The organism is Sporosarcina sp. AD_1, assembly GCF_057373025.1.
On the sequence record NZ_JBPVIR010000006.1, the window covers coordinates 287,325 to 310,774 of the forward strand.

26 protein-coding genes are annotated in these 23,450 nt (G+C 45.6%); 18 read left to right on the plus strand and 8 right to left on the minus strand.

Translation table 11 applies throughout. The features are described from left to right. Nucleotides 1-293: 293 nt before the first annotated feature. The 3 genes from ACSW3C_RS13825 to ACSW3C_RS13835 form a co-directional block, all read right to left on the minus strand. A complete protein-coding gene (locus ACSW3C_RS13825) occupies nt 294-1,193 on the minus strand; it encodes a hypothetical protein (protein WP_486563291.1) in 900 nt (299 codons plus the stop codon). A 120-nt stretch (nt 1,194-1,313) separates the two neighbouring features. Continuing rightward, nucleotides 1,314-1,868: an ATP-binding protein gene (locus ACSW3C_RS13830; RefSeq protein ID WP_486563393.1), complete on the minus strand. Its 555-nt coding sequence runs from the start codon at nt 1,866-1,868 to the stop codon at nt 1,314-1,316. Between the two features lie 30 nt (nt 1,869-1,898). Then, complete coding sequence (locus tag ACSW3C_RS13835; protein ID WP_486563293.1) at nt 1,899-2,267, minus strand: DUF2500 domain-containing protein; 369 nt, start codon at nt 2,265-2,267, stop codon at nt 1,899-1,901. Between the two features lie 151 nt (nt 2,268-2,418). Between ACSW3C_RS13835 and ACSW3C_RS13840 the strand changes: the two genes are divergently transcribed. Then, on the plus strand, nt 2,419-4,011 hold the full coding sequence (locus ACSW3C_RS13840; RefSeq protein ID WP_486563294.1) for a M2 family metallopeptidase: 1,593 nt from the start codon (nt 2,419-2,421) through the stop codon (nt 4,009-4,011). Nucleotides 4,012-4,086: 75 nt separating this feature from the next. Next, nucleotides 4,087-4,551, plus strand: a complete 465-nt coding sequence (locus ACSW3C_RS13845) for a hypothetical protein (protein WP_486563296.1) — start codon at nt 4,087-4,089, stop codon at nt 4,549-4,551. A gap of 435 nt (nt 4,552-4,986) precedes the next feature. Here the strand turns inward: ACSW3C_RS13845 and ACSW3C_RS13850 are convergent, their stop codons facing one another. Continuing rightward, nucleotides 4,987-6,159, minus strand: a complete 1,173-nt coding sequence (locus tag ACSW3C_RS13850) for a DUF418 domain-containing protein (protein ID WP_486563298.1) — start codon at nt 6,157-6,159, stop codon at nt 4,987-4,989. A gap of 100 nt (nt 6,160-6,259) precedes the next feature. Here ACSW3C_RS13850 and ACSW3C_RS13855 point away from each other — a divergent pair, with 100 nt between their 5' ends. The 13 genes from ACSW3C_RS13855 to ACSW3C_RS13915 all read left to right on the plus strand — a co-directional run bounded on the left by ACSW3C_RS13855 (nt 6,260) and on the right by ACSW3C_RS13915 (nt 17,491). Continuing rightward, nucleotides 6,260-6,997, plus strand: a complete 738-nt coding sequence (locus ACSW3C_RS13855; protein ID WP_486563300.1) for a response regulator transcription factor — start codon at nt 6,260-6,262, stop codon at nt 6,995-6,997. Continuing rightward, nucleotides 6,988-8,406: a HAMP domain-containing sensor histidine kinase gene (locus tag ACSW3C_RS13860; RefSeq protein WP_486563301.1), complete on the plus strand. Its 1,419-nt coding sequence runs from the start codon at nt 6,988-6,990 to the stop codon at nt 8,404-8,406. Before ACSW3C_RS13855 ends, ACSW3C_RS13860 begins: the two co-directional genes overlap by 10 nt. A gap of 141 nt (nt 8,407-8,547) precedes the next feature. Continuing rightward, nucleotides 8,548-8,871, plus strand: coding sequence for a PadR family transcriptional regulator (locus ACSW3C_RS13865; RefSeq protein ID WP_486563303.1), 324 nt, complete (start codon nt 8,548-8,550; stop codon nt 8,869-8,871). After that, on the plus strand, nt 8,826-9,731 hold the full coding sequence (locus ACSW3C_RS13870; RefSeq protein ID WP_486563304.1) for a permease prefix domain 1-containing protein: 906 nt from the start codon (nt 8,826-8,828) through the stop codon (nt 9,729-9,731). Before ACSW3C_RS13865 ends, ACSW3C_RS13870 begins: the two co-directional genes overlap by 46 nt. 16 nt (nt 9,732-9,747) lie before the next feature. After that, nucleotides 9,748-10,764: a YncE family protein gene (locus ACSW3C_RS13875; protein ID WP_486563306.1), complete on the plus strand. Its 1,017-nt coding sequence runs from the start codon at nt 9,748-9,750 to the stop codon at nt 10,762-10,764. Nucleotides 10,765-10,958: 194 nt separating this feature from the next. After that, nucleotides 10,959-12,353: an MATE family efflux transporter gene (locus ACSW3C_RS13880; RefSeq protein WP_486563308.1), complete on the plus strand. Its 1,395-nt coding sequence runs from the start codon at nt 10,959-10,961 to the stop codon at nt 12,351-12,353. A gap of 185 nt (nt 12,354-12,538) precedes the next feature. Next, nucleotides 12,539-13,078 carry a GNAT family N-acetyltransferase gene (locus ACSW3C_RS13885; RefSeq protein ID WP_486563310.1) on the plus strand — a complete coding sequence of 180 codons (540 nt, stop codon included), beginning with the start codon at nt 12,539-12,541 and terminating at the stop codon, nt 13,076-13,078. A gap of 37 nt (nt 13,079-13,115) precedes the next feature. Further along, nucleotides 13,116-13,541: a hypothetical protein gene (locus ACSW3C_RS13890; protein WP_486563311.1), complete on the plus strand. Its 426-nt coding sequence runs from the start codon at nt 13,116-13,118 to the stop codon at nt 13,539-13,541. A gap of 20 nt (nt 13,542-13,561) precedes the next feature. Further along, nucleotides 13,562-14,104, plus strand: a complete 543-nt coding sequence (locus tag ACSW3C_RS13895; protein WP_486563312.1) for a DUF1572 family protein — start codon at nt 13,562-13,564, stop codon at nt 14,102-14,104. Between the two features lie 16 nt (nt 14,105-14,120). After that, nucleotides 14,121-14,801 carry a DNA alkylation repair protein gene (locus tag ACSW3C_RS13900; RefSeq protein ID WP_486563314.1) on the plus strand — a complete coding sequence of 227 codons (681 nt, stop codon included), beginning with the start codon at nt 14,121-14,123 and terminating at the stop codon, nt 14,799-14,801. A gap of 12 nt (nt 14,802-14,813) precedes the next feature. Continuing rightward, complete coding sequence (locus tag ACSW3C_RS13905) at nt 14,814-15,254, plus strand: SRPBCC family protein (protein ID WP_486563315.1); 441 nt, start codon at nt 14,814-14,816, stop codon at nt 15,252-15,254. A 19-nt stretch (nt 15,255-15,273) separates the two neighbouring features. Next, entirely contained in the window at nt 15,274-16,077 is an 804-nt protein-coding gene (locus tag ACSW3C_RS13910; RefSeq protein WP_486563317.1) for a serine hydrolase, read from the plus strand. A 13-nt stretch (nt 16,078-16,090) separates the two neighbouring features. Then, entirely contained in the window at nt 16,091-17,491 is a 1,401-nt protein-coding gene (locus ACSW3C_RS13915) for a serine hydrolase domain-containing protein (RefSeq protein ID WP_486563318.1), read from the plus strand. 63 nt (nt 17,492-17,554) lie between these two features. On the opposite strand, the gene guaD is transcribed toward ACSW3C_RS13915, so the two are convergent. The 4 genes from guaD to ACSW3C_RS13935 all read right to left on the minus strand — a co-directional run bounded on the left by guaD (nt 17,555) and on the right by ACSW3C_RS13935 (nt 21,266). After that, nucleotides 17,555-18,922 carry a guanine deaminase gene (guaD, locus tag ACSW3C_RS13920; RefSeq protein ID WP_486563320.1) on the minus strand — a complete coding sequence of 456 codons (1,368 nt, stop codon included), beginning with the start codon at nt 18,920-18,922 and terminating at the stop codon, nt 17,555-17,557. A gap of 413 nt (nt 18,923-19,335) precedes the next feature. Then, complete coding sequence (locus tag ACSW3C_RS13925; RefSeq protein ID WP_486563322.1) at nt 19,336-19,494, minus strand: hypothetical protein; 159 nt, start codon at nt 19,492-19,494, stop codon at nt 19,336-19,338. 104 nt (nt 19,495-19,598) lie between these two features. Next, nucleotides 19,599-20,840, minus strand: a complete 1,242-nt coding sequence (locus ACSW3C_RS13930; RefSeq protein WP_486563324.1) for a dicarboxylate/amino acid:cation symporter — start codon at nt 20,838-20,840, stop codon at nt 19,599-19,601. Nucleotides 20,841-20,996: 156 nt separating this feature from the next. Continuing rightward, a complete protein-coding gene (locus ACSW3C_RS13935) occupies nt 20,997-21,266 on the minus strand; it encodes a hypothetical protein (protein WP_486563326.1) in 270 nt (89 codons plus the stop codon). A gap of 228 nt (nt 21,267-21,494) precedes the next feature. Between ACSW3C_RS13935 and ACSW3C_RS13940 the strand changes: the two genes are divergently transcribed. The 3 genes from ACSW3C_RS13940 to norA all read left to right on the plus strand — a co-directional run bounded on the left by ACSW3C_RS13940 (nt 21,495) and on the right by norA (nt 23,433). After that, a complete protein-coding gene (locus tag ACSW3C_RS13940; RefSeq protein WP_184212006.1) occupies nt 21,495-21,605 on the plus strand; it encodes a YjcZ family sporulation protein in 111 nt (36 codons plus the stop codon). A 283-nt stretch (nt 21,606-21,888) separates the two neighbouring features. Further along, complete coding sequence (locus tag ACSW3C_RS13945; RefSeq protein WP_486563327.1) at nt 21,889-22,014, plus strand: YjcZ family sporulation protein; 126 nt, start codon at nt 21,889-21,891, stop codon at nt 22,012-22,014. A gap of 258 nt (nt 22,015-22,272) precedes the next feature. Continuing rightward, nucleotides 22,273-23,433 (plus strand): multidrug efflux MFS transporter NorA, encoded by a 1,161-nt coding sequence (gene norA / locus ACSW3C_RS13950; protein WP_486563329.1) that lies wholly within the window; start codon nt 22,273-22,275, stop codon nt 23,431-23,433. The last annotated feature ends 17 nt before the right edge of the window (nt 23,434-23,450 follow it).

A 23,450-nucleotide genomic window follows, 5' to 3' on the forward strand; every position in this document is an offset into this window, starting at 1 on the left:
GGCCAAGCGGTTTTTTTGATGGTTTGAGGCTGCTGAGGGAGAGTCGGTGGTAAAGGGTTGAGAGACGGTGGTAAAGGCTGCGTAGTCGGTGGTAAACGGTTGAGAGACGGTGGTAAACGGTTGAGAGACGGTGGTAAACGGTTGAGAGACGGTGGTAAAGGTTGCAGAGTCGGTGGTAAACGCTGTAGAGTCGGTGGTAACGTGTAGAGACTTTGAAAATTTAATTGGTCTGCAACTACTATGCCACCAACTAACATTTGAAATAAAAAAGTACAGGGGATTCCCCTGCACCTTTACATCTTCCGATACACTTGTGGTGTAAATTGATCCCATGACTGCTCTAATTCAGACCATTCGACAATTTTCCATGGATTGAAAAAGATTTGCCCGCTTTTATTAAAGAATAAATCATCCTCTATGCAATAAGCAGCATGCTGAATAATATTATCGTCGTTCACCCAGGCGACCACATCTCCACTTTGGAAGCTGTCATCGGTCCTCTTAAAAGAAGCCATCTTGAGTTTTTCAGCGAAGGTTTGATCATGCACCCACTCGTGGATGATCCATTCTTCTACTTCAGGTTTAGTGCTAATTGCGAATAAAGTGGCTGCTAGACAATTTGCGCCTGACTCTGAAGCAAATGTATTAGCGTAAGGTGCCAAGTGAACAGGCAGGGAGCTAGGTATTGACTTTGCTTCCCACGCATCGTATTGCTGGGCGATCATGCAAAGTAATTGCTCTTTCGCTTCATACGGAAGAGATTCCCAGAGCGCTCGCTGCATAATTCCGTATTGCACACCATCCCATTCGACCACGTATTCTTGTGGGAAATCGCCCAAACTTGAAAATAACGCAAGCGGGCCGGCCAACCCTCTCCCTAATTCTACTTGTCGCTTAAACAGAAATTCCCTTTTACTCGCGTCCAGTGCTATGATCCACTGTGGAGGGGCTACAACCACAAACGCAGCATCCTTCGAAATGGTCCAATACGTGTAGCTGTTCACCATTTGGATTCTGGAGTATGTGGAATGGTTGAAGAATTCAATCCTCGGAAAGACGAGAGTGCCCATAAGATCGTCTTCAAGAGCAGGGATGTCCTCTTCGCGAATAAAGAACAGGTCCTTTTCTGGAACGTATGTATCCATCCACGTATGCAGCTGTTCGGGAGTTGGACGTATTGCGATATCTATCATTCTGGAATTCCCCCTAAAATTTCCTAGTCCAATTAATTTAGTCTATTAATAGCATGAAAGTTCTAATTCCGTCAATGGGTTCCCGATTTGTCACGGACTATTCTTGATCATCCATAGTTTTTATCTCACAAGCCCCAGTATTTCTCGGATGACAACTTCCACATCCTTTTCATCCTGAATGATAAACAAACGTTCCGCTTCATCCTCCCTTGGCGCCGTAATATCTTCAAGTCGGGAATCCGCCTGTTGCCGGGCAAGTACCTCATCGAATGTCGAAGCACTTCGGAAAATCTCTGTACCGCGTGTTGTCCTCTTCACCCGTTCCTCCAAGACGGCATCCGCAATATCAAAGTTTACGATAATTGTGTGGAAACCTTTATTTCGAAAATAGGACAACAGCTCCTCACGGCCTTTGCGGCTTCGATTGGAATTGCAAATGATCATATGCAAATTCGTCTCGTGAACGGCATAATCGACAATGGTATGCGTGAGCGTATATTTCAATGTATTTGGTCCTGATGACGGCATCAGTTTGCCGTAATGCTTGTTAATAAAAGCAGCATGGTTGTCCTGGTCGATGACGAGAGAATTAGACAAGTTTTGCTCTAATTCTCTTGCGAAAGTTGTCTTGCCGCTATGGGTTTTACCTACTGTTAAGATGGCATATCGTTTCATCGTGTCGTTCCCCTTCATTCCCGAATCGCCTCAATCCAGTTTCCGTTCAAACCCCAAATAACGGGTTCCTTGAAACGTTAAAATTCCAAAATCGCCTTCTGCCAGCATTCCGGTTTCAGCTCCACTTAATTGAAGCTCCATCCGGTCTCCGCTTTCCACTTGGAAGGTAACGTAATAGGAAGTGTGAGCTGACGAATCCCCGCTTCCTCCCCGTGTTTCAGTCCTCTTCGCTACTATTTGGGCTGGAACTGACAGCTTCGGGGAGTTATTATTGGATGCCCATGTGCCAATGCCTTTTATTATTGTAAATATGAACATTCCAATTACGATAATAAAGACAGCTCCTATGAAAAACGGGCCGATAGAAAACATAGCATTGTCAAATGAATTAAATCCCACCGTATCACCTCTGAACAAGTTATACTTATCATACGATAAACTTGCTGAATAGTTTCGACTTTCTCTATGGCTTGATTTATCGGAAAGAGAAAGGACTTTGCGCAAGTTATCTCGAATATACTAGACAATGTCCAAAAAAGGGGAAATGAAGATGACAGTGGAGCAGTTCTTACAAGAACAGAACGACGCAATTAAGGCATTACATATCGCCAGCACATCGAGTTCATGGATGGCAGCAACGACTGGCGAGGATGAGTGGAATCAAAAAACGGCGGAGGCTTCGACAGCGTTTAATCTCTACTTTGCTGACCCGGAACGCTTTGAACAAGTAAAAACGTATTTAAAACAGGATGGTTTGACAGACGTACAGCGCCGTCAATTGGAAGGCCTGTATAACGGAATGGCGGAAAATCAAATCGCTGAAAATGATTTAAAAGAGATGGTTGAACGCTCGACAGAATTGGTTGGACTCTTCAATACGTTCCGTGCGACGATTGGCGAGAAAGAAGTTTCTGAGAATGATGTTCGCCAAATACTTCTAAAAAGCAATGATCTTGCGGAACGAGAAGAGGCTTGGCATGCGAGCAAACAGATTGCGAAAGAAGTGGAAGAAAAGCTCTTGACGCTCGTCAAAAAGCGGAACGAGGTCGCTCGTTCACTTGGGTATGATAACTATCACCAAATGAGCTTTAAACTGCAGGAGCTAGACCGTGATGAAGTCTTTTCGATTTTCGATAAATTGAAAGACTTGTCGGATGAGCCATTCCGTGAAATGAAATTGGAGATGGATACGGAGCTTGCGGAACGTTTTGGCATTACCTTGGAGGAGCTGCGCCCTTGGCATTATGCAGATCCATTCTTCCAAGAAGCGCCGCCGATGAAAGAGCTCGACTTAGATCCGTACTATGAGGGGAAAGATCTGGAGCAGCTGACGATAGCAACTTTCGAAAGCATGGGCATGGAAATCAAAGACATGCTGGAGAAGAGCGATATGTATCCGCGTGACAAGAAAAACCAACATGCTTTCTGTACGGATATCGATCGGGAAGGGGATGTGCGGGTGCTTTGCAACAACGTGCCGTCTGACTACTGGTCTTGCACGACGTTGCATGAATTTGGCCACGCGGTGTACTTCAAATACGTGGACGAGAGCCTGCCATTCCTTTTGAGAACATGTGCCCATACGTTAACGACAGAAGCAATCGCGATGCTATACGGCCGTTTCGCAAAAAATCCGGAATGGTTGAAGAAATTCTTGGAAATCGAAGAAACCGAAGTGGATCGTTTGACGCCGATCATCGAAGAATCCTTGCGTCGCCAAATGCTTATTGCAGGCCGCTGGATTATGACGTTTTCTTACTTCGAGCGGGAGCTTTATGAGAATCCAGATCAAGACTTGAATAAATTATGGTGGAAGCTTGTGAAAGACATCCAGTTCGTAAATCCGCCTGAGAATGTAGACTACCCGCACTGGGCAGCGAAAATCCATTTCACGCTTGTTCCGGTTTATTATCAGAACTACTTGCTTGGAGAGCTGACAACATCCCAATTGGAAGCGCATATCTACAAAAATGTTTCGACTGACATGTTTACAAAAGAAGTTGGAAGCTATCTGATTGAAGATTATTTCAAGCCAGGCGCACTTTACGCGTGGAATGAAAAAATTGAAAAAGCGACGGGTGAAAAATTAAACCCGCAATATTTTATCGACCAATTCGTATCAGTCAAGCAAGCGAACGCCTGATTTCAAGACATGGGGAAAATAGAGCAAATGCCGGGTTCATAGGAGCCCGGCATTTTGTTTACGAGAGGGGAATGCATGGTGGAAGTCATCAGAAGGAAAGGCAAGCCGAATAAATGGGTGCTAGTTTTCGCAGTGATTCTCATGTTGCTAGTCCTCGGTCTTGCCTATTTCTTCGAGATTTATCCAGGAATCGCGGTTTCGGGAGACACACCAGGACAGCTGACGATTACGAAACAACAGCTCTTTGGAAAGGAAAGTAAAACAATTGAAGTGGAGTATGGTAATCAAGTCAAAGCAGGTTTAATGAAATTATATGCGAAAGACTTGAAGAACTCGTGGTGTCTAATGGTATTGTTTTCTACTGCCCTTTTAATTAATGTTTATAAATTGATCTTACATAATCACTCCAATCAAAGCGATGAGGAGACAGTAATGCTTTACGTCATGGTAGGTGCCAATTTACTTGTATGTATTTTGTATGTATATCGATACTTTGAGCAAATAGGAATGATTAAGGACTTGCTACAGCAAATTACCTGACAAGAAAATGCGGGTGACCTGAAGAAAGAATTGATTAAAGGGCTATAACCCCGTTACTTGGCAGCAGAGTTATCCACGATATTTGAAAGGAGCGTTCATCTGAATCAACTTATAGTGTCCTGGGGGCTCTTATTGCTACTCTGCCTTTCCCAATGGACAGTAGGATTATGGATTGAAATTGTTACTCATACGGCTAAAGGTGCTTTCTTGGTAATATTCTTCATTTCATTTGTATTGTATCCGCTCTACGCCATCATATCTTGGCGTCTCCTCAAGAAAAATAGCTGGATTCCTCACTATCACAAACAGTTGTATAGGATTCTTGCAGCAATAGGTTTTATAACGAATCCAGCTTTGCTTCCTTTGCTTTCACATATTTTTTAACATCATTGGAAAACGGCAAGGGAGATACGTTTGCCCTTGCCATTTTTTCTGTTAACGCTGGGAGCTTCTGTTTGCTCCAGCCCTTCCTTTATACAATATCCGCCACACATACTCGAGTGGACCCGTTCGAAAGCGCCGGAGCCAAAGTGTACTAATGGCAATTTGTAACCCGAACAATAGGAATGCCATTGCTGTCGTTTGCCATAAGTCCATCGTTCCAAAAAGACCCAGTCCATAGCTGTAGAAGATCAATCCGCAAAGGACGGATTGCAAGATGTACATGCTGAATGCCATTTTTCCGGGATAACTAAACAGTTGGAGCCATTTTGGATGGCGGTTATACAATAGCGAAAAGCAAGCGACGTACGACAGCATCAGCAACGGTGCGCCGATAAAGACGCTGAAAATATCCAGCAGACTATTAGACGACTCCCATAGTATCCGGGGTACTGTCAATGCCAAGCCTGCAACGCCGCCAATCCAGCCAAGTCTAACCATGAATCGTTTCTTGGAGGGAATATCTTCAAGCAATTTCCGTTTCCCAAAATAAGCGCCCAAGAGAAAGGTGCCTAAAACTTGCGGGAGAAATAGAACCATATTGAAGAAGCTTGCTACATAATCTCCAATTCGTTTCTTTGTGATTTCTACAAAGGTGCCCTCCCCGTAAATTCTTTGATCTTCCTGCTGGTACTGTTGAATTTGCGCAGGGTCTACCACATACATGTCATCCATGGGTTCAGCGTCGGACAGACTGCCGAATAGCATGAATGCGGACATTATAAAAGGGATAAAAAGTGTAAAGACCATTGACAGGGTCAGCAAAGTTCTTGGGCGCCGACGAACAAACAAAACAAATAACAAGCCGACCAATGCGTAGGTTGTCAAAATATCTCCATACCAGAGAAATACTCCGTGCAGGATACCGAAAAGAAGCAAGGCGAGCATTCGTTTCACAAACATCCAGGTAAACTTTTTGCCTGCTGCTTCTGCGTTGCGATATAAAAGGATCGCGCCATACCCAAACAGAAATGAAAACAGCAGCATAAATTTCCCTTCTACAAACAGTGCGGAGAGGCTTTCAATGGCTTTGTTCAGCCATCCTTCGACTGGAAGACCGCCGAGACTGATTGCAAACAGCGATTCATTGAAAAAATTAATGTTCACGACCAAAATGCCAAGCAATGCAAACCCTCGTAAAGCATCTAATACGTTAATCCGTTTCATTCTCAAATCCTCCTATACATTCGTTGCTTCTACCATACGGATAGAGAATAAAAGATTGATAACGACTGCTATTATACTTTCGTTATAATTGAGATATAGAATGAAGAGACAAGTTCAGCAAATTACAAGAACTGAGGAAAAGGAAAGATGTGTGATGGCGAAAGCGACTGTATTGATTGTAGATGATGAATCTGAAATTGTTTCCTTTATCCAGGACGCATTAGAAGATGAAGGCTATGCAATCTTGACGGCATCGAATGGAGAAGAGGCGATCCGACAGGTGGAGAAAAAGCCGGATCTGGTGTTGCTTGATGTGATGATGGAAGGGTTGGACGGGTTCGAAGTATGTGAGCGGATCCGATCGGTCATCCGGGGGCCGATCCTGTTTCTCAGTGCCTGCCAGGATGAGATGGATCGCGTAAAGGGGCTTGTCGTTGGGGGCGACGATTATATCGTCAAACCGTTCAGTTTGTCTGAATTAAAAGCGAGAGTCCATGCACATCTCCGGCGAGAACATCGGAAAATGGACGATAGAGACCGGTCGGCGCTGCAATTCGATGGGATGACGATTGATTACAAAGGACGTTCGGTCAGTTTGAATGGCATAGAGATTGAGTTGACAAGCAAACAGTTTTCCATCGTCTGGTTTCTCGCCATGCATCGGGGACAGGTCTTTTCGAGATCTGGTATTTATGAACGGGTATGGGGCCTTGAGGCAGATGGGGATGATGCTACCGTAACAGAACATATTAAAAAAATCCGTGCGAAGTTTCAGGAGATCGAGCCAACACGGTCGTTTGTCCAAACAGTTTGGGGAGTGGGATACAAATGGCTGTGAAAACCGTGCCGATCCGAACAAGGCTCCATCGGATGATTGCGGTCATTTTACTGTTGAGTTTTGTATGCACCATCATGACCTGGGGCGGCCTGTTGTTGATCAGCGAGAAGAACATGAACTATGCCAATCATTATGAGAATATGATACCGGCCATTAAAGAACGTGTGAAGCAGAGTAAGGGGGACTGGCTGGACGGTTCCGGCAAAGAAATGCTGGATAGCCTTTTGCCAAAGGAAGGCATCTTGTATAAGGTAGTGGATCACGCAGGCGTCTATCAATATAGCAATATCGGGGATCATGCCGACGTATCTGAACGCGATATCCTGCAAAATATAAATACTGTCGAGCATGGGCCTGGAAAGTACTTTGTGAACTACATTCCATTATTTGATGAACGGGATGCCATGCAAGGCGTATTACTATTGTATTATACCTTACAAGTGACGCCCGTTCACGAATCCCAAACTGCGTTAGTGAGAATCTGGTCCTTCTCGTTCGCAGCAGCTCCGTTCGGCTATATCCTGCTTTTCACGCTTCTGTTTGTCAGCAGGCTTAGCAGGCAATTGAAAATACCGCTTTCACAATTGATGGAAGCGACAGCCCGGATCCGCAATAAAGACTTGCAATTTCATTTCAACCAAGAAGGAAAGATAACGGAAATACGAGAATTGACGAATGCCTTCGAACAGATGAGGGATGAATTAGCGGAGTCGTTGCAGCGTGAATGGAACACACAAAAGGAGCGGAAAAATGCCATTGCCGCACTGGCGCACGATATCCGGACCCCTTTGACAATCATTCAAGGCCATGTGGAAGGATTAGAAGAAGCGCATCGGAAAGGGATCGACCGTTTCGAACGCTATCTTCCTGTTATCAAATCAAATATTTCAAGTGCCGTAAAACTGGTCCATGATCTGAACCAAACTGCAATCCTAGACAGCGATTCGTTTTCTTTAAATAAAATCTCATTTGACGCAGAAGAATTTTTCGCTGAAAAAATGGGGGAATATGAGCTGTTATGCTCAAGGCAAGGAGTGCAGTTCAACTCAACCATTCAAGACAACCGAACGGAGAGCAGAACCATTCATGCTGATCCGTACAGACTGACGCAAGTTTTCGATAATCTGCTGTCCAATAGTCTGCGGTTTGCTAAGAACGGTGTTATTTCCTTTTCAGTTCAATTGGAAGATGAGCGATTCGAAATGACATGGATGGACAACGGACCGGGATTTTCGGATGGGCAGGAATCTAAAATCTTTGACTCCTTTTATCAAGGGAATCGCCGTAAAGGGCATGCTGGGTTGGGTCTTTATATCGCCAAGTCGATTATCGATAAGCATGGCGGGCTGATCAAGGCCGGGAATGCTGTCGAGGGCGGAGCGGTTATTTCTATTAGTATACCTAGGTGAATGGCAAGTCTTTAAACGTACTACAAGTTTGTAATAAAAGTTTTTTCCGATGGTTCTTGCTTCTATATTACCATATTTATATATATTGCATTGCAACACTATGTACATCGTGTTACGATGTAAGAAAGGAGTTGATACGGTTTGGATCAAGAGATGATGAAGGGAAGCATTGATCTCATACTATTATCGCTGATCGCACAGCGCGATTTGTATGGTTATGAAATCGTTAAAATCTTAAAGAAGTTAAGTGAGAATACGTATGAAATGGGGGAAGGTACGCTTTATGCTGCCTTGAAGCGGCTGGAGAGGAAAAGTTGGATCGTTTCCTATTGGCAAGAGGGTGACGGAGGTAGAAGGAAGTACTATCGTTTGACAGAAGATGGCGGGAAAGCGTTAGAGGAAAAAAGGGAAAATTGGCAGTGGGTGAACGGCCTAGTCCTGAAGAGTTCGGATGGATTGGCATGATTCCAGTATTTAATCGCTTTGTCGCTGATATTGTCCGGCAAACCGATTGCAATGTTGAGGAACGTGAAGAACTGTATGAGGAATTGATGTCACACTTGGAATGTGCGTATAGCGAGGAGCGGGAAAACGGGGCAAGTGAAGAGGAGGCAATCCAAATCGCTATGAAGAATTTTGGTTCTGAACAGGAAGTTGGTAAACAGATTCAACAGGCAATCTATCCGTATCGGCGACTGATGATGATTATACTTTCCGTTGCTTCTTTACTCGATGCTTATGGCGTTTATGCAGCACAACTGTTCATGGAAGGAGATGCTCATATTCCATGGCTTCTCAGTGGGGTAATGATCAGCACAGCATTGCTTCTTGTGACGTTGCGTCCTATTTCTAGTATGAATCGTCGTTTTTGGATGAATGGTTTGTTACTTCTTCATCTGATTGTTTTTCTTTATGGGCTGTTATTAGTTCCAGGTGTAAATCCTCCGTATTCGTTGATTTTTGGTGTTATGGCTGTTCTCATTCTATTGTTGTCAGCTGTGCTCATCTATAGAACGACGATTTATGATTTCCCATCTCCCCGGCCAAACCGGAAAGATGCGAAACGGTTGCATTACATTAATATCACAACCGGGTTTCTTGTTGTTTTTGTTTCTCTCTTCTTCGTATGGGCATTTTTGTTGTTTGCCACTTCTTCGCCTGTCATGTTCATCTTTTTAATTCCGACAGTCGTTTGGATTATTTCCTATAGTGCACAGATGGGGCTGCTTGCTAAAGGGAAGAGGTCTGCGGCGTATACGGTCACAACCTTGCAAACCGTTATCATTATTGCATTGGCATGCTTCTGGGTGTTCATAGTTGTGTAAGAATGGAGGGATGAAGTTGAAACGAACGATGCTAAGCATTCTTGCAGGAATTACTGCCGTCACAATAATTTTTGTTGTGCTAGGCTTCAAATATGATAAATCGGATGTTGAAAAACAGCAAGGCAAGTCAGGTGTCTATGACGTGGCCGCGGATGGGACAATTGCATATGTGTCTTTCGCGGATGGGATTGCTGGGATCTTCATCAGCTCAGATGACAGTTTGCCGGTTGTGGAGCTGCCAGTCGATCAAACCATTCTAGATCTCAGTTATTCTAAAGACGGTAGCAATCTTTCATATGTCGTCGCCGCTAAAGATCTGCAGGAGGAAAGTGGAAGTACAGTACATGTACTTAACACGAATACATGGGATGAGAAAAAAATGTTTTCAACAAAGGGGCTCATTACGGATCTGGCATTTGATCCGGCCGACCCAAACCGCCTCTTTTATTTGCAGGCGGATAGTTTTACGAATTATTCACCTATAGCGAGTAAGGCTCCGCATGATTATGATTTACATAGCTATCATGTATCTGACGAAACAACGGAGAAGTATACTGAAATGAAAGCATATTCGATGGATTCGCTCCAAGTGGCGGAAGACGGCGAATCAGTGTTTCTTCGGATGGATGATCAGCAAGAAGCCGAGACCGCGGATGATGTATTTGACTCCAAGCAACGGATTTTTAATATACCGCTTGTGAAACCTGAAAGTATGCAAATCATAAGCAATCCGCAGAGCGACCAAGATATTTATGACTTTCTTCTTTTGCCTGAGAAAAATGAGATTATTTATCAAGCAGTTGCAGGCACAGGGAAAAACGGAATTTTTGAGTATGAGCTGTTCGTCTATCATACGGAAAATGGCAGCATCGAACAGCTGACATCATTAAAGGAACATGCGACCTTACCAAAACGCGGACCAGACGGGAAAATTTATTTCTTGGTTGACCGTAATTTTGGGCATGGCGAGCCAGACTATTATCTGTATCAAATGAACGAAGACGGTACGGATATAACAGAGGTACCGTGGTAATGAAGTAGCGGCAGAGTTAGTCAATGCCGTATTATCTTGCTGATAAAATAATGTAATCGTGCAATAAAAACGAGCTGTATGCAGCAATGAAAATAACATACTTTTTTAACACGAAATAGATGTTCATCTGCCGCTTTCTATGGTAAGCTATTCCTGTTTTGCGAATTTGATTAGCAAAGAAGGCGATGAAATAGATGGCAGCTACTGCAGTCAAAGGCCCGGGGACGAAACTGAGTTTGTTTCACCTAACGTGGCCTATTTTTCTTGAATTATTTTTGTTTATGTTGATGGGATTGGCTGACACGTTCATGCTCAGCGCATTGTCTGATGATGCGGTGTCCGGCGTAGGGGCGGCAAATCAATACGTTCAGATTGCCATCCTTGTTCTGGAAGTAGTCGGAAATGGGGCAGCGATTGTCGTCGCACAATATCTTGGTTCGCGGCGATTTGTGGAGGCATCTAAGATATCAGCGCTTGCCGTGTCTCTAAACTTGTTAGTCGGCATTGGAATCAGTGGAGTATTCCTTCTGTTTACAAGCCATATGATGCAGGCGATGAACTTGCAGGGAGACGTGCTGGCACATGCAAAAGCGTATTTGACAATTGTCGGCGGAGCGATTTTCCTTCAGGCGATCATTAACTCGCTGGCGGCAGTCATCCGGGTGCATGGATTTACAAAACAGACGATGTTTGTTTCACTCGGAATGAACGTCATCCACGTGATTGGGAACTATGCACTCATTTTCGGTAAATTTGGCATGCCGGCACTTGGTGTCCAAGGTGCGGCCATTTCGTCTGTCGGTAGCCGGCTTATCGCATTGTTCGTCTTTGTGTGGCTGCTATATCAAGTGTTGGAGTACCGGATTGAATTCCGTTACTACATCCAGTGGTCGAAAGAATATGTCCGGAAAATCCTAAGTATCGGTTTGCCATCGGCGTTCGAGCAGATTTTGTATCAGGCATGCCAGATCGTTTTCCTCTATTATGTTACGTATTTAGGGACGGAGGCGCTCGCAGCCCGGCAGTATGCAACTAACATCTCGATGTTCAGTTATTTATTCGCCCTCGCCATCGGGCTTGGCACCTCGATCATCGTTGGCCGACTTGTCGGCAGCGGTGATAAAGAGGAAGCGTACCGTCAATTATGGGCGTCGTTTCGGCGAGCAATCCTCTTTACCATTGCCGTTGTGGCGGTTGTCATGGTGTTTCGCTACCCGCTCATGCGACTGTTTACCGATAATGAATCGATCATCCAGCTAGGAGCTACCGTCTTGCTGCTGTCCTGTCTGCTGGAAACGGGCCGGACATTCAACATTGTGATCATCAATTCCTTGCGGGCTTCCGGCGATGCGAAATTCCCTGTCCTAATGGGGGCCATTTCGATGGTGATGATCAGTTTGCCGCTCGGGTATTTCTTTGTCTTTGTGCTCGACATGGGACTCGTCGGCATTTGGCTGGCCATTGCAACGGATGAATGGATTCGCGCCATTGCTATGGCACTGAGGTGGAAAAGCCGCGCATGGGAACGATATGCACTCGTCGATCCAATTCCTGTTGTTGAGGAGCAGCCTCAACCGGAAGTAGGTTAATAAATGAGGAAAGGCCGGGCGATGATGCCTGGCTTTTTGTTTTGTCTAATGAAGTAAAGAGAAAACTTATATTTTTCGCTCCTTTCTATAAAAGTGAAGGAGTTGGTTGCCTCCTTATCGAATTGATTCAGAGGAAGCAAAAGTTGTTGATTCATACATAACCAAGTACGGAAAGGGGCAGAGCCGTGTTTCAATCAAAGAGGGTCAGACTGCGAAAAATGGAAAGCGAAGATATTCCAACATATCATGCGTGGCGAAATGATATGGAGGTGATGATTTCGACAAACCCTATGCTGGATTTTTCTTCTTTTCAAGAGACGGAGGCGTTTGTCAATGAGGTCATCCTCGGTTCTCCAGATGCCAAAAGCTATATGATTGTGGATCAGCTTAGCGGGCAGGCGATCGGCATCACGTCGTTGATTCATATCGACATGAAAAATAGGAATGGGGAATGCATCATTGATATCGGGGAGAAGGAATTCCACGGAAAAGGATATGGCAGGGAAGCGTTGACCTTATTATTGGATTACGCTTTCCGAGAATTGAATTTGCACCGAGTATCATTGCGCGTGTTTTCATTTAATGACAAAGCGATTTCCCTTTACGAAAAAATCGGGTTTCAGCATGAAGGAGCCAGCCGGGAGGCGTTGTTCCGGAATGGGCAATGGCATGGTGTGATCGCAATGGGGATATTGCAAAGTGAGTATTTAAATAAGCTGACATGAAGTTTTTTATAAGTGAGGCTGGAGGGATGGGGATTCCATGAGATTTGAAGATTTCATAAAAGACTCAGGATACTATCTTACATTTGAACAAGCGCTGCGGGCTCCGGAAAGCGGTGTTAACCTTCGGATTGTTGTTAATCGGAGCCGAGAGAAGGTTGATTTGCTATTGCATCCTCACCCGGATGGCGATGTCACGACGTATTATATTGATTTTCCTTATTATGTGACTTATATGGTGACGGTGGAGGATTATACTCGTTGGAATGACTATAATACGTTCCGCGGTGATGATTTCCGTATTTACGATCAGTCTACTTTACTTGATTATTTTCATGAGGAACATAATGTTGCAAAGGAGTTATATAACAAACCGCTCGTCCATTACATGCTCGGTTGCCATGATATCATCGTTGATATTTTGTCCTATGAGGAGCCGGTCATCACTAAGGTGGATGCAGAATGAAATTGAAGGAGGAAAACAACATGTCAATCGGTACAGAATATTTACGGGTAATCCAAGAACGTTTTGCGACATTAAAAGACCAGGCGGAAAAGACATTTCAACAGCTAGACAAAGAGGATTTCTATTGGACAATCAATGATACTTCTAACAGTATCGCCATTCTCATGCAGCATATAGCGGGAAATATGATTTCACGGTGGACTGATTTCTTGACGACAGATGGGGAGAAGGCGAGCCGTAATCGGGAGGCCGAATTCGTCGAAGCCCGCCTATCCCGGGAAGAGTTGCTGAACGTTTGGGAAGATGGATGGGGAGTGTTTTTCAAGACACTTGCCGAATTGAGAGAAGAAGATTTGCTGGCGAAGGTCCGAATTCGGGGGCAGATTCATTCCGCTATCGATGCGATCGAGCGGCAAATGGCCCATTACGCTGCCCATGTAGGACAGATTATGTTCATTGGCAAGCAAATCAAAGGGGATGAATGGAACAGCCTCAGTATTCCGAAAGGCGAATCAGCCGCCTATTTAAAGAAAATGCTTGAGGCACATCAATCGACGAATTGATGGAGGAGGGGAAAAGATGAAGAAGCCATGGGACCATAAAGGGGTCATTGAAAAATTTGAAGCGCAACGGAATGAAGAGCTGGCACGACCGATGGAAGCGTATATGAAGAATCACTTCCCGTTCTTGGGAATAAAAAGCCCGTTACGGAAAGAGCTGATGCGGGAGCAGTTCGCGGAATACGATTTGCCTGAGCCAGATGCGTTGTTTGTTGAAGCGTGGAAGTTATATAACATGCCGGAACGGGAGTATCAGTATGCTGCTATCGGCTTGATCGAAAAAATGAGGAAGCATTTGACGGTTGAAGATTATTCGACTTTGCGGGAGTTCATTGAAACGAAATCGTGGTGGGATAGTGTCGATGCGATTGCGCCGGCATTTGTCGGCCATATCGTGAAGAAGGATCGAGCGCTCGGAGAACGGATGATGTTGAAGTGGTTGGATGCAGATAATATGTGGGTCAACCGTTCCGCCATTTTGCATCAATTGAAATTCAAAGAGGACACGGATACGGATTTATTGTTCAAAATCATTCTCCAGCATGCCGATTCGGGTGAGTTTTTCATTCAGAAAGCGATTGGCTGGGTGCTGCGGGAGTATGCGAAAACAGATCCTGTTACGGTGAGGACATTTGTTAATGAAAACGAGCTGAAACCACTAAGCCGTCGGGAAGCGTTGAAGCATATCGGTAACGAGTAAAGGAGAATTGAAATGGATACGAGAATCGTCACGAAGATGAAGATGCATAAACGTCCTGAAGATGTATTTGAAGCACTTGTGAACCCCGGCCAAATGTCTCACTTTTGGTTTTCTTCGGGAAGTCATCGAATGGCACCCGGAGAGACGATCATTTGGCGATATGAGGAGTACAATGCGGAAGGCAAAGTGCATGTCAAGGAAGTGGAGGAACCGCGAAAGATCCGGTTTGTTTGGGGTGAGGAAGGCCAGGAGACAACAGTAACAATTAGCATAGAAGATCTGGGGGATCAAACAACTTTAGTGACAGTGGAAGAGGCGGGGCTTTCTGAGGAAGATCCCCATCTCATTGCTAAAATGCTCGGCCAAAAAGAAGGCTGGGTGTATATGCTCACCTGCTTGAAGGGATATGTAGAAAACGGGATATCGTCTTTGCGGGCTTCATTAGTCCATTGATTGAGTGAGGGGGAAGGCCATGGAAGGGTTGCAGAAAGCGATTGAAAGCTGCATCGGGGAGGCTGAAGGAAACTGGGCTGTGGCGGCCGAAGAGATAACAAATGGCTCAACATTCATCTTGCAAGGTGACCGGCCATTCTATGCAGCGAGCCTGATTAAAGTTCCGATTATGGCGGCGGTGTTTAAGCTGGCAGAGAAAGGCGAGCTCCGGCTACGTGATCGACTGCCCTTGGAAGCGGAAGATCAAGTCGGCGGCTGCGGCGTTTTGCAGCATATGTCACCTGGCATCAAACTGCCTGTTTATGATCTGGTCACTTTGATGATGATTCAAAGTGATAATACGGCGACGAATATGTTGATTGACTTGGTGGGAATGGAGCGGATCCAAGCGGTCATGGGAGAATTCGGCATGACGCAGAGTGAGATCCACCACAAGTTGATGATTGTACCTGTTGACCGCAAAGCCACCAATTGCGTAACCGCGCTGGATATGACAGCCGTCCTCCGCCTGATGGCAAAAGGGGAATGCGTCTCGCTGCATGCGAGCCAGCAAATGATACGCATCATGAAGCAACAGCAGCTGTCCAATGGTTTTACGTCTTTATTGCCAGCTCCTCAGCAAACCGTGGTCGGTTCCATAAGCGATTGGGAAGCAGCGAGCAAGACGGGTAATGTCGAGGGGATAACACATGAAACGGCGATTTTGTACGCAGGAAAGCGAGCCGTGGCGATCACGATCCTTTCAGAAGAAACCGATGAGCGGCGGGCGCAGAAAACGATAGCGCAAATCGGCAAGAGCATTTATTCATGCATGACAACATAATGGGGGAATGGATATGAAAGAGACAGTTACCGAAACATCAATGGAACAGCATGCCGCGGAGTGGGTTGATAAGGGGTTGGTTCCTGGGGCGATGCTGGGCATCAAACGGGACGGTGAATCTGTTTTTGAAAAAGGGTTCGGGTTCCGGAATGTGGAGGCACAATTGCCTGTTACAGCTGACACGGTGTTCGGCATCGCATCAATGACGAAATCGTTCACATGTGCCGGTATTATGAAACTTCAGGAAGAAGGGAAGCTATCCGTCCGTGATTTGATTGTCACGTATTTACCGGAACTGAAAGGCTCGAGTGAGCAGGCGGATCAAATCACAATCCACCATCTCATGACGCATACAGCGGGCTATCCACCGCTCGCGACGCATGTGTATGCCCGAAAAAACAGCATTGAGGCGGACCCGTCCGCGAAGGATTACGGACTGGACTTGTTAAATAATCCAGGGCCGCATATCGAAACGTACGATGAAATGCTTGCGTTCATGGCGAATGATGATTTCAAATGGCTTGGCGCGCCTGGCGAGTACTATAGCTATTCCAATGATTCCTACGGTTTGCTCGGCGTCATTATTGCACGTGCGAGCGGCCAGACGTATGAATCCTTTATTGAAGAAAATGTGTTGATTCCGGCAGGCATGACCCGCAGTTTCTTTAATATGAAGCGTTTGGACGAACTGAATGATGTGACAACGCTGTATATGAAAGCGAAGGACGGATCCCATGTATATGAAGCGCCGCTTTGGTGGGACGCGCCTTCGATGCGTGCGGTCGGTTATTTGAAATCAACAGCGCATGATATTCTCCGGTATCTCGAGATGTATATGAACGAAGGGGTAGTTGATGGCGTTCGTATTTTATCCAAGGAAAGCATTGAGCAGATGATGACGCCCCACGTGGAATATGAACCGGGCAAATGCTACGGGTATGGCCTGCGCGTCATTCCGGACTACTTCGGATCTAAGCTCATCAGCCATGGAGGCGGATTGAAAGGGGTCTCCTCTTACATGGTAGCCATTCCAGATAAGAAGCTGTCCGGCGTCATTTTGACGAATGTGGCGGATGTGGAAGCCGGCGACCTGTTGATGGATGCCTTGAATAAAGTGGAAGGGCGTTCCTATGATGCGTCCCCTTTCACGTATGACACCGTGCAAGTGACGGAGCAAGAACTTCGGAAATTTGAAGGGGTTTATATTTCCGGCGAAGGAATGAATGTGGAAATTGCTTTGCGGGATGGCCAATTTGGCGTGGAGTCCAATGGGTTCTTCTGTCCGCTTCGGTGCATTGGGAAGAATGTATTTATGGGATTGGAGGATCAATCGGATATTCTGCAATTCATCGAAAATGATAGCGGGGAAATCGAGCGGATCGTTTACGGTGGAAGACATATTATGAGGCAGTAATTTAAGATTGCAGCATATGAAAAAGCGAGGAAAATGGAGCTTTCCTCGCTTTTGCTATGTCACTTACTTTCGGCTGTGAACCTTCTCGCCTTGAACCCATACTTCGCGGATGTTTTCCGGTCTTGCCAAGTAAATAATCTTTTGGAAGATATCCAAATCGCTTTCCTCGGGATCGTAAAGCGGCAGCCGGGCCGATTCTTTTTTCGTATCAACTAGCTGAACATCCCACGCGTAACCTTTTTCCAAACGGCCAACCGGTAGGCTGAGGCTTTCTCCTCCTCCTGCAGTGGCCAAATAAAATGCCTCGTTCAACGTAATACGGGAATTCGGTACTCCACGTTTTACCGCTGGCAGCCCCGTGTCTACTCCATCTTCCAGCATTCTGGACGACATAACAGCCTGGCGTGCATTGTCATACAAGCTAGGAGAGAAACCGCCAGAAATATCAGAGCCCAAGCCGATTTCTACGCCCATATCCATGAAACGGGCAAGTGGCAGGACACTGTTAGCAAAATAGGCGTTGGAGACCGGGCAATGTGCGATGGCACTGCCGTTTTTGGCAAACAAGCGGGCATCCTCATCTGTTAAGAAATTGGAGTGCGCCATGACCGATTTCTCTCTAAGCAAGCCGAAGCCATGCAATGCTTTGGCGTCATTCATGCCAAACCGCTCTTGCACATACCCGTGCGCCCAGTCACTCTCGCTGCAATGAGATTGAATATGCGTATCATATTTCTCGGCCAATTTGCCAAGCCCTTGCAACGCCTCGTCTGTGCAGCTCGGAATAAACCGGGGAGTTACAACTGGATAGACCCCTTGCTTCGCTTGTTTCGCGAGTTCCTTCACGGCAACAATGAATTCCTCTGTTTCCTGGAGTGCGATCGCTGTATCGTGATCCCGATAAAAATCGGGCGTCTGATCTACGTTATCTGCCACGACCTTGCCAACCAGGCCGCGCTGTCCTTTCTGCACGCAAATTTCCGCCAGCGCGAGACTCGCTTCTTTATGGACCGTCGCAAAATAGAGAGCAGTTGTCGTCCCATTTGCCAGCAGCGTATCGACCACATCCGCATACACCTTTCTTGCAAAATCCACATCCGCAAACTTTGCCTCGGACGGGAAGGTATATGTCTGAAGCCAATCACTCAACGGAATATCAAGCGCCGTTCCCGCCTGGATCCATTGAGGCGCATGCACATGCAAGTCCACAAATCCTGGCAGTAAATAGGTCCCTTCCTCAAGACGCTGGAATACATCCGTCTGCTCATATGTTTCAAGCAGCTCCGCATACTCCGCATCACTCGGCTGAACGATTTTGGCAATCAACCCGTTCTCCTCAATGCAAAATAAGCAATCTTTCCAAACCGCCACTTCCTTCGGCGACTTGCTCGTAAAGGCCGTGCCATGGAACACTCGTATGTAGGAACCCAATCGTACCACTCCTTCTATGTAGTAGGTCGAACTATGCAATTGTAGTATGGGAAATTAATAATACATTAACACACTAAAAGTTTTTGCTGGCGAATGCAATAGTTTTCTGTAACCCGCGTGTTGAAAGCTTGTGATTGAATAAGGAGTCGATTGAGTTTAGTCGTTAAGTTCTAGGCCAGGGGAAGTCAGGCGAGTATATGTAAGTTCATGAAGAGTACTCAATAAGTTGGTGGGTGCTCGTGAAAGTCCGGGTCGGTGGTAAACGTCTGAGGGTCGGTGGTAAATGTCTGAGAAACGGTGGTAAATGTCTGAGAGTTGGTGGAAAACGTCTAAGAGACGGTGGAAAACGTCTGAGGGTCGGTGGTAAAAATCCGGGTCGGTGGTAAACGTTCGAGATTCGGTGGTAAACCCGTTTATGGAAAGTACGCGAAGAAGCTGGCGAGTGCTAGTATGTTCATGGCAACCGCTCGAATAACGCCGGCAACCACTCGTATCCTCTTCTGAACCGCTCGAATAACTCCGGTAACCACTCGTATCCTCTTCTGAACCGCTCGAATAACTCCGGTAACCACTCGTATCCTCTCCGAACCGCTCGAATAACTCCGGCAACTGGTCTTCTGTCAAGTTCGCGGACATGCCGAAATATAAGATGCAACCACAAAAAAATCGCCGGTCATCATAATGGATGTCCAAGCGATTTTCTTTGTCGTCCTCTTTCATGCTGATCAATCACACGGGTCCCGACTAAATCGCCGGTAATATTCAAAGCGGTTGCACCCATGCCAATTAAGGCATCAATGGACGTCAGCAAAGCGACAGCTTCCATCGGCAGACCAAGCTGCACAAACACTGTAGCGATCATGACGATGCCGGCACCAGGGACACCAGCCGTTCCAATCGAAGCGAGAGTTCCAATCAAAACAACCATCAGCATATCAGTAAGACTAAGCGGATGCCCGGTCACATTGGCTGCGAAGACAGTGGAGACGGCAATCCGAATCGCCGCTCCGTCCATATTGACCGTAGCGCCAAGTGGCAAACTGAAACTATAAAGACTTTTGGATACCCCCATATGATTCGCTGCATTTAACGTCAGGGGAAGTGTACCAGCACTGCTTTGCGTCACAAATGCAGTGAGCATTGGAGTTCTGGCATATTTGAAAAAGTGCAGCGGATTCACGCCGAACAAGAGCATAAACAGGATATACAGCACAGTATGAGCGAGAAGAGCAATGTAAAAAACGCCAATCAAGCCACTGAGCGATACAAGCGTTTTGATCCCTTGGCTTCCTACTGTGTTCGCCATAATGGCAAATACGCCAATCGGCACATACTGGAGAATCGCTTTTAATATGATCATCGATGCTTCATTTAACGCATTGAATACTTTCAGCAGCATCTCGCCGTGTTCGCTTAATTTCGGTGTGGAACGCATAGCTGAAATGGCAATACCAAAAGCGAGTGCAGTAAAAATGATCCCAAGCAGGTTCATTTCCGAAAAAGCCGTCACTATATTGGAAGGGACAATATTGAGCAGAACCTTTACGATGCCCGGATTTTCAGGCACATCAAACGTTTCATTTCCGGTCAGCTCCATACCTGTACCAGGATGGAACAGGCTGGCTACTGCCAGACCGACTCCAATAGCTACTGCTGAACTGAATGTATAGTATACAAAGACTTTGGTTCCCATTCGCCCCAGATTACTGATGTTTGTTTGATTGACCCCGACAATGAGCGTGAAGAGAATTAAGGGGATGATCAAAAATGTCAATAAACGAAGAAGAAGATCACCGAACGGAGCAAGAACAGAGGCGTTGTCTCCTAAAAGAAATCCAGCGATTATCCCAAGTATGAGAGCGATTGTGATTTTTAGAATCAATGAAGCGTGAAGGTAGCCTGTTATTATTTTCTTCAAGGAAAACCCTCCTTATGTATTGAGTGGACGCCGCATTGAATCAATCGGAATAAAGGATTCCTTATTTTATGGGATTGCCTAAAAGGAATGATTTCAAACGTTTCCTGTCTATATAGAATAAGCGCCAGGAGCTTTTGCGGCTCTGGCGCTGCGTAATTAGAAAAAGAAGAAGGGAAGAAGCGCTAGTGTAACAATTGAACCAATAGCAATTCCCCATCCGAAGGCCCACCCTCCGCCGTATCCAAATCCGAAGCCAAATCCGATGCCTCTTGAGTTTCGCTGATTGCCAAGTGGCTGCAAATAAACTTTATTGTTGCGAACCCCTTGAATGACGCCTCTATGTGTTTGTCCATCTCGCGTCCCGATAACGACCGCTCTGCCCACATAGCGGTTGCACATGGCATGATGATGCTCAAAAGTAGACATTTCTATTCACCCCATTTCCGTCACATATATATCAGTATATGAGTCCGTTGTAGCAATAGAGGGGCGGACAAACTAGATGGCGTTTTATAAATCGGCGTTGCTGCCAGTTCAACCATTAGGCCGCCGCAACACAATAGAAAACATGCAAAAAATATAGGGAATTGTCAGTTGCCAAATCGAATCAGCCACATACACTATCACTATCCCCTGCAAAGGAGGTGTTGTAGAATGTCTGGAGGCGGAGGAGGCGGCTACGGTAGCGGTTTCGCTTTGATCGTAGTCTTGTTTATCCTGTTGATTATTGTTGGTGCTGCTTTCTTGGGCGGTGGGTACTATTAATTCCTCGTGCATCTAGGACGAGGCAGTACACTCTGTCATCATCTCGTAAAGACATACGTGTCGGATGGCCAGCTTGTGGATGAAAGTTTCAGTAAGAAGTCCACCCGTTTAGTTGGAGCAGGAGGCTTTTATTGACAAGCATAGGCACAGACACGTGTGTCTTTTTTAAACTTGATTTTGATTATGGTAACGTAGAAAAATGAACGAGTTTGGGTTTGTGTCACGATAGACGATTGCCATTACACATACAATATGTACATCAACCGTTTGGAGGTGTTTCAATATGTCCGGAGCTGAGGGAGGAACAGGAGGATACGGTGGAGGTTACGCTTTAATCGTTGTCCTATTCATTTTATTGATCATTGTAGGCGCTGCTTTTTGGTGGGGCGGCGGCTATGGCGGCTGTTAAGTGTAGGTAAATGGAAGATAAAATCAGGCCACAGCATAATCGGCGACCTGCCTGCAGATCAGTCAATCGGCTTCTATGGATGTACTAAAACCAGGGAGACCGTGAGACGATTTGCAACAGGCACCGACGGCAGCTGTGTGCCTTTTTATGTTATGAGGAAGGATAAGGGACGGTTCATCCCGGAATTGATATAATGAACTAGCAGTTACATAACAAAGTGACATGACAACAAACTTAGAAAATACAAAGAGGTCATCTATGAAAAAAACGACAGTTACGTTACTAATCCTGTTGATTAATCTATTTATCGCTTTCCTTGGAATTGGCCTCGTCATTCCTGTATTACCGACATTGATGAATGAGTTACATATTTCGGGTAAGGTCGTCGGTTATATGGTGGCAGTTTTTGCCTTAGCTCAATTAGTAGTGTCTCCGCTAGCAGGACGCTGGGCCGATACATTCGGAAGGAAGCGGATGATTGTCATCGGTTTGTTTATCTTCAGCTTATCAGAGCTGTTATTTGGAATGGGACAATCCTTGCTGGTGCTCTTTATTTCCCGAATGCTTGGCGGTGTTAGTGCTGCATTCATCATGCCTGCCGTTACTGCCTTTATTGCGGATATTACGACAACGGAAATGCGTGCAAAAGCGCTTGGCTATATGTCAGCTGCCATCTCAACGGGATTCATAATTGGTCCGGGAATTGGCGGATTTCTTGCGGATTTCGGCACAAGGGTTCCTTTCTTCTTTGCGGCCGGTCTTGCCTGTTTTGCTGGCATATTCTCTATGGTATTATTACGTGAACCTGAAAGGCAGGTACAAGATGTTGTCGAGGGTCCACAACAGTCAGGACTCCGAAAAATTTTCATTCCGATGTATTTCATTGCCTTCATGGTCATATTAATTTCGTCTTTCGGATTGGCTTCCTTTGAATCGATTTTCAGCCTGTTTGTAGATCACAAGTTTCAATTTACACCAAAGGACATTGCCATTATTATTACCGGGGGAGGTCTGGTTGGGGCAATTGCGCAGGTGGCCTTATTCGATCGATTGACCAAGTATATGGGTGAGATTCGAGTCATCTTTGTGAGCCTGCTCTTCTCGGCGGTGCTCGTATATTTTATGACGATCGTCCATTCGTATTACAGTATTCTATTCGTCACAATGATTGTCTTTGTCGGCTTTGATTTAATTCGGCCAGCCGTCACCTCGTATTTATCTAAAATTGCAGGAAATGATCAAGGATTTGTCGGGGGAATGAACTCCATGTTCACGAGTATCGGCAATATCTTTGGCCCGATTATGGGCGGTGCGCTTTTTGATATCAATCTGGACTATCCGTTTTACGCAGGAGCCATCTTCTTGTTACTCGGCCTCGTGCTAGTGCTTTTTTGGAAACAGCCAAAAGAGAGCTTATAATATAAAAGGTGAAGGGG

What these genes read in the sequence shown, in the direction of transcription:
- ACSW3C_RS13945 (WP_486563327.1), top strand. Translation starts at nt 21,889, where the DNA reads ATGTCCGGAGCTGAGGGAGGAACAGGAGGATACGGTGGAGGTTACGCT.
- ACSW3C_RS13845 (WP_486563296.1), top strand. Translation starts at nt 4,087, where the DNA reads ATGGTGGAAGTCATCAGAAGGAAAGGCAAGCCGAATAAATGGGTGCTA.
- ACSW3C_RS13855 (WP_486563300.1), top strand. Translation starts at nt 6,260, where the DNA reads ATGAAGAGACAAGTTCAGCAAATTACAAGAACTGAGGAAAAGGAAAGA.
- ACSW3C_RS13910 (WP_486563317.1), top strand. Translation starts at nt 15,274, where the DNA reads ATGGAAGGGTTGCAGAAAGCGATTGAAAGCTGCATCGGGGAGGCTGAA.
- ACSW3C_RS13850 (WP_486563298.1), bottom strand. Translation starts at nt 6,159, where the DNA reads ATGAAACGGATTAACGTATTAGATGCTTTACGAGGGTTTGCATTGCTT.
- ACSW3C_RS13880 (WP_486563308.1), top strand. Translation starts at nt 10,959, where the DNA reads ATGGCAGCTACTGCAGTCAAAGGCCCGGGGACGAAACTGAGTTTGTTT.
- ACSW3C_RS13895 (WP_486563312.1), top strand. Translation starts at nt 13,562, where the DNA reads ATGTCAATCGGTACAGAATATTTACGGGTAATCCAAGAACGTTTTGCG.
- ACSW3C_RS13940 (WP_184212006.1), top strand. Translation starts at nt 21,495, where the DNA reads ATGTCTGGAGGCGGAGGAGGCGGCTACGGTAGCGGTTTCGCTTTGATC.
- ACSW3C_RS13915 (WP_486563318.1), top strand. Translation starts at nt 16,091, where the DNA reads ATGAAAGAGACAGTTACCGAAACATCAATGGAACAGCATGCCGCGGAG.
- ACSW3C_RS13935 (WP_486563326.1), bottom strand. Translation starts at nt 21,266, where the DNA reads ATGTCTACTTTTGAGCATCATCATGCCATGTGCAACCGCTATGTGGGC.
- ACSW3C_RS13900 (WP_486563314.1), top strand. Translation starts at nt 14,121, where the DNA reads ATGAAGAAGCCATGGGACCATAAAGGGGTCATTGAAAAATTTGAAGCG.
- ACSW3C_RS13840 (WP_486563294.1), top strand. Translation starts at nt 2,419, where the DNA reads ATGACAGTGGAGCAGTTCTTACAAGAACAGAACGACGCAATTAAGGCA.
- ACSW3C_RS13905 (WP_486563315.1), top strand. Translation starts at nt 14,814, where the DNA reads ATGGATACGAGAATCGTCACGAAGATGAAGATGCATAAACGTCCTGAA.
- ACSW3C_RS13825 (WP_486563291.1), bottom strand. Translation starts at nt 1,193, where the DNA reads ATGATAGATATCGCAATACGTCCAACTCCCGAACAGCTGCATACGTGG.
- norA (WP_486563329.1), top strand. Translation starts at nt 22,273, where the DNA reads ATGAAAAAAACGACAGTTACGTTACTAATCCTGTTGATTAATCTATTT.
- ACSW3C_RS13860 (WP_486563301.1), top strand. Translation starts at nt 6,988, where the DNA reads ATGGCTGTGAAAACCGTGCCGATCCGAACAAGGCTCCATCGGATGATT.
- ACSW3C_RS13830 (WP_486563393.1), bottom strand. Translation starts at nt 1,868, where the DNA reads ATGAAACGATATGCCATCTTAACAGTAGGTAAAACCCATAGCGGCAAG.
- ACSW3C_RS13890 (WP_486563311.1), top strand. Translation starts at nt 13,116, where the DNA reads ATGAGATTTGAAGATTTCATAAAAGACTCAGGATACTATCTTACATTT.